General features: G+C 64.0%; 1 protein-coding gene. It reads left to right on the top strand.

The window, feature by feature from the left end:
* Positions 1 to 218: 218 nt before the first annotated feature.
* Positions 219 to 1151: an endonuclease domain-containing protein gene (locus AB4Y81_RS21520; RefSeq protein ID WP_210078490.1), complete on the top strand. Its 933-nt coding sequence runs from the start codon at positions 219 to 221 to the stop codon at positions 1149 to 1151.
* The last annotated feature ends 196 nt before the right edge of the window (positions 1152 to 1347 follow it).

The following is a 1347-nucleotide window of genomic DNA, read 5'->3' as shown; positions in this document are numbered from 1 at the left end:
GAACTCGCCCACACCCAGCACCTGCTCAACATCCGACCGCGTCAAACACTCCAATGGGACACCCCAACTGAAAGACTGACCAAACTAATCGATGGTGTTGCACTAGCAAGCTGAAACCGCCTGCTCGGGATTGTCATTAAATGCCACCTCGGCGGGGTGCGTGCGGCTAAGGCTGTGGATAACCCGATGCGCACCCGGCGGACCAGCAAGAATGGGGCATGCGCAGGGCACCACTTCCGGATCATCTGGCCACGGGTTCCTTCTCTGTGCACGCATCGGACAAGGCCGGGGTAACCCGGTCACGGACACGTGCCAAGGACTTGGTGCTGGTTTCCAGGGGAATTCGTGTCCCGGCTGCGTCCGATGCTTCCGGAGCCGCCGCCTTGCGCGCCTACACGGACCTGGATGACTCCTCCATCCTCGTCTCGCTGTCGGCGGCGCGGCTCTGGGGTATTCCAGTGCCTGCCCGGCTCAGCGGGGATTGGCGCATCCACCTTGCACGACGCCGGGGATTCAGTTTTCCCCGCAGGGTCAACGTGGCGGGACACCTCCTCACGCTCCTTCCGGAGGAAACGGTGGAGTACGACGGCGTCCGAGTCACCTCGCCTGCGCGGACGTGGCTGGACTTGGCCGCGTTGTCCACCGTGGAGGACCTGGTTGCAGCGGGCGACTACCTCGTGTCCTCTCATGGCCCTGATTTCCCGGTGCCCAAAGAAGCGTTGTGCAGTATCGCAGAGTTGCAAGATGCCGTGGGAAGCCATCCGGGCATGCGGGGAGTGCGGACTGCTCGGGCGGCACTGGAACTCATCCGTGTCGGCGCCGACTCCGCCCCCGAATCGCGGATGCGCCTGGCCCTGGTCAACGCCAACCTGCCCGAACCCGTGCTCAACCACGCGATCCGCAATCAGTTCGGCCAGGCCGTGCTGTGGCCGGACGCCGCCTACCTTGAGTACCTGGTCTCCCTCCAATACGACGGCCAACACCATGGCGGCGCGGAGCAACACTTGCGGGATATCGAGCGCCAAGAGAAGTCGCTCGCCCTTGGCTGGCTGGAAGTCCGGATTTCCAAGCATGACCTCGAAGGTGAGCGGCCCGCCGTCGTCCATAAAGTCCGCCGTGCCCTCCAGAGCCGCGGCTGGCGCGCGAGGTGACATTTAATGACAATCGCAGCGCGGCAAAGTCAATTGGTGGGAGCAACGCTGGGGGTTAGGCCGCTTGTAGCAGCTGGTTTAGCCGGTTGGCTGGGGTCTCGAGGTTCAGTGTTGGTCTGGGGCGGCGGTTGAGTTTCGCTGCGACCAGGCGGATGTCCTCGGGGGTGTGCCAGGCGGATGTCCTCGGGGGTGTGCA

This window comes from Paenarthrobacter sp. TAF1, from assembly GCF_052113825.1.
GTDB classification, from domain to species: Bacteria; Actinomycetota; Actinomycetes; order Actinomycetales; family Micrococcaceae; genus Arthrobacter; species Arthrobacter nicotinovorans.
Note: the sequence above shows the minus strand (reverse complement) of the source record. Positions and strands in the feature narration are given on the sequence as shown.

Bases quoted from the DNA above. Each gene is read 5' to 3' on its own strand.
- AB4Y81_RS21520 (WP_210078490.1), top strand. From the start codon at position 219: ATGCGCAGGGCACCACTTCCGGATCATCTGGCCACGGGTTCCTTCTCT.